The sequence below is a fragment of the Capnocytophaga sp. oral taxon 380 str. F0488 genome, assembly GCF_000318255.2.
Lineage (GTDB): Bacteria > Bacteroidota > Bacteroidia > Flavobacteriales > Flavobacteriaceae > Capnocytophaga > Capnocytophaga ochracea.
The window spans coordinates 1-6,324 of record NZ_KB291237.1 but is presented as its reverse complement, the minus strand read 5'-3'; the positions used below and the strand labels follow the sequence as shown (position 1 = coordinate 6,324).

At 37.6% G+C, this 6,324-nt stretch carries 4 protein-coding genes; all 4 read right to left on the bottom strand.

The features are described 5' to 3' along the window. Positions 1–223: 223 nt before the first annotated feature. Positions 224–2,542 (bottom strand): outer membrane beta-barrel protein, encoded by a 2,319-nt coding sequence (locus tag HMPREF9078_RS10040; protein ID WP_009420578.1) that lies wholly within the window; start codon positions 2,540–2,542, stop codon positions 224–226. 581 nt (positions 2,543–3,123) lie between these two features. Next, on the bottom strand, positions 3,124–3,636 hold the full coding sequence (locus HMPREF9078_RS10035; protein WP_009420575.1) for a hypothetical protein: 513 nt from the start codon (positions 3,634–3,636) through the stop codon (positions 3,124–3,126). Then, positions 3,626–4,882, bottom strand: coding sequence for a DUF262 domain-containing protein (locus HMPREF9078_RS10030; protein ID WP_009420574.1), 1,257 nt, complete (start codon positions 4,880–4,882; stop codon positions 3,626–3,628). Before HMPREF9078_RS10030 ends, HMPREF9078_RS10035 begins: the two co-directional genes overlap by 11 nt. 236 nt (positions 4,883–5,118) lie before the next feature. Next, the gene (locus tag HMPREF9078_RS10025; protein ID WP_009420573.1) at positions 5,119–6,069 is read right to left on the bottom strand and encodes a PhoH family protein; all 951 of its coding nucleotides are present in this window, start codon (positions 6,067–6,069) and stop codon (positions 5,119–5,121) included. Between the last annotated feature and the right edge of the window lie 255 nt (positions 6,070–6,324).

Here is a 6,324-nt window from a genome sequence, read left to right as displayed (position 1 = left end):
AACCCCACTCTCCTTACAGCCTTTTTTCATCAAATTTCCTCTCAGCTCTCTTCCGAACTTCTCCGATATCTTCCGAATATTCCTAACAGTCCCAACTATCGCTTTTTCATCTCAAACTTTGCCCAAGTTTCAAACTTGGGCAAAGTTGAATAAACTAACAATCCTCATTTTCCCATTTTCTAATTCTCTCATTTCCAAATTTTCTAATTTTCTAATTTCCTCATTACAGTCGGTTCTTCTCTTCTTCTCCCGCTCCTTGTCCTTTATACTTGCTTTGGGTGGTATTGAAATTGTAACTCAGTCCTACTTTAAAACTTATATTGCCGTAATTCTCAGCAGTACTATTGCTAATATACGGATTTTGTACGCGTGTGTGCTCATTGAGACCGTTATAGGGGTCGGAAATTACGGTATACACCGTAAGCGATTGGTGGAAGAACATACGGGCTACCCCTACGAATATTCCGCTCATATCCTTGTAGGCGTAAGCTTCTCGGTTTGAACCTTTGCTCATATAAATAAACATCGCTAAGATTAACCAATTTTCAGTAGGGGTGATTTGGTTCATCATTTCTACCATAAACCTACCTTCATTGGTGTAAAACACATTGTTAGCAAAAGGTTTTTTATAAGTGAGCGTAAGTTTAGGCATCCATTTGCCTATTTGGGTTTGCGCATTGAGTACGCATTTCAGTTCACTAAAATCGTCGTAATTGCGAATGGTTTTCTCAACGGCATCGGGATTGATGCTTGAGAGTTGGTAATCGGAATAGATACCTTTGTGAATATTCGAATAACTTACCGAAGCCGAAATAGGACCATAAGTAGCCAAGGCATTCCATTCATCAGTAAGCTGAGGCACAATATATGGGTTTCCGCGATTGTACAAGAAAGGAGAAATATAAGTGTTGTAATCGCTAAGCTCATAAAAAGCCGGACGTTTAATTTTGCGTGCATAACTAAAGGTCAGTTGAGTTTTATCCCAAGGGAATGCGATAGAAATATTGGGCAACCAATCGCGGTAGGTCTTGCTTTTTACGGGGCTTTTTTGTCCGTTTTCGTAATAACCAAAGTCGGCGTACTCGTAGCGCGTACCGAGTTTCAAATTCACCTTTTTAATAGGGTAAGAGAAACTCACAAAACCAGCCGAAAGCGTTTCGGTATTCTTAATATCCGAAGCCGAAAGCACATTATCGGTATAGTCCTCAGTGCGATGCAGGTCACTTGCCTCTACGCCATAGTTTATAGCGCCCTTGCCAAGGGTTTGCAAGAAAGTAGTTTTGAGTCCCCACCAATCGGAAGCAGCGTCGGAATGGGTATGCACATTGCGAGAGGTTGCACTGAGGAGGTTGCGCTCCACAACATCGGAAGTGTTATCGGAACGCTGACCGATATAATCTACATCGGTTTGCAGTTTCAGTTTGTCAGTAATTTTGCCTTCGTAATAGGCATTAATGCCTAACTTTTTATCTTGGCTAAAGCGGTCGTATTCATTGAGCCCTTTGGCAGTAAGGAGGTTATTTTTGAAGGTAGCGGTCTCTTGGGTGCTAAACCTGTGTCCTACCCAAGGTTCTACACTCCCTCTCACACTTGCGCCTATGGAATGTTTGTCGGAAATCTCGTGAGCTACCCCTATTTTAGCGTTTATTCCTTTGGCATTACTCCTATTAGTTTCGTCGCTCGTCACGCGCCAATCATTGCTTTGGGTATGTACTTGCAAATCCTGATAGAGGTCGGCATTTTTCTTGTTGAAGTTGTTGAAGTTGCCTATAGTAGTAAACCAGTCGGTTTTGCCTTTGCGGTAGTTGAGACTAAGCCAAGTAGTTATTAAGGCTCCTTTTTTTAACACATAATTTTCATTTTCAACCGACCCACTCAGTCCATCACCTTGTTTCTTTTTCAGTTTGATATAGATTACCGCACCCACCGTATTGTCGTGTTCCGCACCAGGTTGGGTTTCCAGCTCTATGCTCTCAATATCTTTGGGCGATAACTGATTCACCTCATCTAAATTGCGCACCCTGCGGTTATCGATGTAGAAGATAGGATTGCCTTTGCCAAACACCTCATAACCTCCACCGGTGTAGGAAGTGCTCACCCCAGGCAAGAAGTTGATAAGCATTTCGGCTTTGGGTAGGTTCTGCAAGGTCGATTGCGCTACATTAGTACTGATGCGCGTACCCTTTTGCTCTAAGATAGGGCGATGTGCTGTTACCACTACTTCTCCTAACTGATTGGTAGCAGGGGTCAAAATAATGGTGCCCAAGTTGCTCCCTGAGGGCGTAAATACCACCGTTTGATATTCCAAATGCGTAATTTTGATAACCACCTTTTTACCCTCAGCGGCATTGGGTAGTTCAAAAACACCTCGCTGATTGCTTATTGCCCCTTTTACGAGGGTAGAGTCGGGGAGAGTCATTAGGAGTACATTGGCAGCACTCACAGGCTTTTTTTCAGTATTCAACAAGGTTCCTTTAAAAGAAGATTGTGCAAAGCCACTTACCGTTACTGCCAATAGCAGTGATAGAATAATCTTTTTCATTGTTTGTATGGTTTTTGGTTACTAAATGTAAACTATTTAATTTCACGGCGCAAAGATATAACAAATAAAAGTATTATGCAATACAAAGTACCATAAAAATAGCGTTATGATATCATTATTTTTCCATTACGCTGATTATCAATTATCTTTCCTTGATTATTTTTTAAAGAAGAAAGCTAATATCTTTCACTTTCTGCTCTATAAACGAAGAATTTTCAGAAAGGTTGGAATAAGAGAGAAGTTTTTGAACAATAAGGAAGTAAAATGATGAATGTTATAAATAAGCAAACGACTGAGGTGGGAACAAATTATAGGTTTCTTTTATATCCTTAAGACATATTGAATGCTACTACATAATATGTTTTTCTTTTATGAGTTCCATATACTTATTATATAAAAGTATAAAAATCTCATCTATCAAAACTAATATTGCATATCTATAAAAATAATTATGCCACAAATACTCTTCTGAGGCAAGAGTATCCAAATCCGGTAAATTACGTTGATAAGAAGTGGTATTATGCGCACAACGATTACGCTCTTTATATACTATTTCCTCGTAATCTTTCTGTAAAACACTTTCAAATAGTTTTACCCCCCCCTGATTTTTTGTCTTTTGCGAGTATTTGCTTTTCTGAAAATTTATTCTTTATACCTTTATCAAAGTTTTGGAAGTCCTTTTGTAGCCAAGAACTAAAGTTACTATACTTAAAAATATCTTTAATATCTTCTATTACCCTATTAATTAGATTAACTTTTTCATTATCTAAATCTCCTCCAAGACTTTTTATTCGTTTAACTAGGTCAGTATAAATTTTGTTTTTCGCTGAATATTTAGAACACTCACCTAATTTATCTTCATTTTCAAGAAGTCTACGGCGGTATTCATAATCGTGGGTGGCTATTTCCCAACAGATGCACTTTAACTTTTGTTCTTGTGCCCCTGTCATTTTTAGAAAAAGGGAAGGCATAATATAAGTATAAAGAGGTTGTGTTTCGATTCCGTTCCCAATGGCACGGCTCACATTCACTCCTTCAATAAGAATTTCCTTGATGGGAGTTTGAATAAAATCTGTATGAATACTATGATACATAATTACTATATATATTGATAGATTCCTCTATACGTTCTCTAATATTTCCTAATCTATTGCTGTTTTTCGTATAATATTCATTACCCTTTTTGTCATTTATTTTACTAATCACCTCTTGAGGTAGATTAGTAATATCTTCTTTTATTCGTTTCCCCATAAAGACTACATAATAAATTAATCCAAACAACCAATAGTCTGCCTCTATCCAAGAGAAAAAAATACCTTCTTCTAGCTCCTTTTGACCTTTTAGTTTCAAAACCACTTCTCTTAAGTTGGAAAACCGTTCTTTCCAAGTGTCTTTTAGAGTTTCATTAAATTTAAATTTATCAAATTTTCTTTCTCTTTGTTCCTGCTCTAGCCCTAATATATATGAAACATAATCAGCATAAAAACTCTCTCTTGATTTGTAAGAAGAATAACCAACTAAAGGTGTGTCTCCTACACATTTTTGAGATAAAATGGATAAGTATCGTACGAAATCTATACTATTATTTTGGAGATCTTGCTTGATTTTCAAACCACATAGAACATCTTTGTCTTCACTAGTTTTTCCTTCAAAAAATGAGGTATATTCTTGATTTTGATAATATAAAGACTTACGGCTCTCTATATTAGAAAGTTTTTTACCGAAATAGTTCATGTTTCGGAATAATTTAGAGAAATATCCCTTAACCTTCTCATTATTAGAGTTATTAAAAACAGGTACTACATAAGAGAAACCTATAAAATGTTCTTCCCAAAAATTATTTTCAGAACCTATAATATCTTCAATGTCTAATTCATTGTATTTTCCTTCTTTTCCTAATCCCTCTTGAATCTTTTCTTTAGTAGAACCATATTTTAACAACTCTTGAAAAGTCCAACCGATAGATTTATGTGATGATACATTGCTTTCAGAAGGGGTATTTTCAGAATCTTGAGCACTATCATCTTCACTGGCTAACTTTTCAGCTTCATCAAACTTACTTTTATTAGGGAAATAACCTATAAAACTGAGTAATATTGATGTTAAACGTTGTTGCCCATCAAGAAGAAGGTTTTTAGAATCTTCATTTTCTTTATACAAAGCTATTGTTACGGGCTGTATAAACTGACCTTCTTTTATTGATTTTATCAGTCGTTTTAGGTCTCTCTCATCCCAAACAAATGATCTTTGATAGTCAGGAAGAATAATATTTTTCCTTAAAAGTAAATTTATCCAATGTCTTAAGGTGTATTCACCATAATATGTTCTGTTTTTTATCATTTTTTAACACTAATTTTATATCCATTTTATGTTAGCTCGATATAAAAAGTGATTTTTACAACTATGTTTGCAATATAAATTGTAAATATTAAAATCTGTATATATCGAAATATTATCAATATCAAATGAATTAATCATAGATTCTGTTCTACAATAAAATTCTTTATTAATGTTTATTACATCCTTCCTTTTGGCAAGAGATAAACGGGAGTTAGACCTTTAATTCTCTAACCAGCCTATTCGTTGTTTTCTATGGTTTTATAGGCTTCGATGATACTGCGCACCAGTGGGTGACGCACAACGTCTCTGTCGTCTAAGTGGAGAAAAGCGATACCCCGTACTTTTTGAAGGATAAGCATTGCTTCTTTAAGTCCAGAGGAAACTTTGCGAGGTAGGTCTATTTGTCCAGGGTCGCCGGTAATCATAAACTTGGCATTACGCCCCATACGGGTGAGGAACATCTTCATTTGGGCGTGGGTGGTGTTCTGTGCCTCGTCAAGGATTACAAAAGCGTTGTCTAAGGTGCGCCCGCGCATAAAGGCAAGAGGGGCAATCTCTATGATTCCTGCCTCAATAAAGGCGTTAAGTTTTTCGTGGGGAATCATATCGCGCAAGGCATCATATAGGGGTTGCATATAGGGGTCGAGTTTCTCTTTGAGGTCACCAGGAAGAAAGCCGAGATTCTCGCCTGCTTCCACTGCCGGACGAGTGAGGATAATCCTACGCACTTGTTTTTCTTTAAGAGCTTTTACGGCTAAGGCAACGCCCACATAGGTCTTACCCGTACCGGCAGGTCCTACGGCAAATACCATATCGTTTTGGTGCATCAGCTCTACTAATTTTACTTGATTGGGGGTTTGCGGACGTATGATTTTGCCATTCACGCCGTGCACAATGATGTCCTCTTCGCGCACTTTTTCGCTCTTCTCAGTACTAGTAGCCGAAAGAATATTATCGATAGTGCGCTCGTCTAAGCGATTGTATTTCGCGCAATAGGCGATGAGCTTTTCCATTTGTTTCTGAAAATCTTTTAGCAAATGTTCTTCGCCAAAGGCAATAAGTTTAGACCCCCGTGCTACGATTTTCAGCTTCGGGAAAAGCGTTTTGATGTATTTTATATTATTTTCGTCTTCGCCACAAAACACTTGGGCGCTCACGTCAGTAAGTTCTAAGTTTAATTCGTTCACTTTATTTAGTTATCAGTTAAGAGGTATGAGTTAAAAGTTTTGGCAAAGATATGAAAAAATTGTCAATTAGCCAATTTATTAATAAGCAAACCACTCGTTAGATAAGTCCGCCCCCTCTGCCCTGTCCAACAGCTCTCCCTGAGTCTCTCTCTAATTTTTCACTTGTCCGTGCGACCCACACCTGCCCGGGTGGCTCATTATCCTCTTTCCGTCACTACATTTTCCCCCTTTGAAGGTAGCCAGCGACAGCTGGGT